Origin of the sequence: Saccharothrix sp. ST-888, from assembly GCF_000955975.1 — a bacterium.
Taxonomy (GTDB): domain Bacteria; phylum Actinomycetota; class Actinomycetes; order Streptomycetales; family Streptomycetaceae; genus Kitasatospora.
This window is the reverse complement of the sequence record NZ_JYJF01001035.1, coordinates 1-284: the sequence shown is the minus strand read 5'-3', so window position 1 is coordinate 284 and position 284 is coordinate 1. Positions and strand designations below refer to the sequence as shown.

Below are 284 nucleotides of genomic sequence, written 5' to 3'. Positions count from 1 at the left end.
GGGAGACGGTCTCGCCGTCGGTGGTGCCGGTGGTTCCGGTGGTGCTGTCGGCGAAGGGTGAGGTGGCGCTGCGGGCGCAGGCCGAGCGGTTGCTGTCCGATGGTGATGCCGAACTGGTCGATGTGGCGTACTCGTTGGCGACGGGTCGGGCGGGGCTGGAGCACCGTGCGGTCGTCGTGGCGGGGGGGCGTGAGGAGTTCCTGCGGGGGCTTGGTGCGCTGGCCGAGGGCGAGTCGGCTGCGAATCTGGTGCAGGGTTCGGTGGTTGAGGGACGTACGGCGTTC

At 70.8% G+C, this 284-nt stretch carries 1 protein-coding gene; it reads left to right on the top strand.

Features of this window, described 5'->3' with window-relative positions; genetic code table 11:
* Positions 1-284, top strand: a 284-nt coding sequence (locus UK12_RS42765; RefSeq protein WP_442973942.1) for a KS-MAT linker domain-containing protein, incomplete at both ends; no start/stop codon positions are given.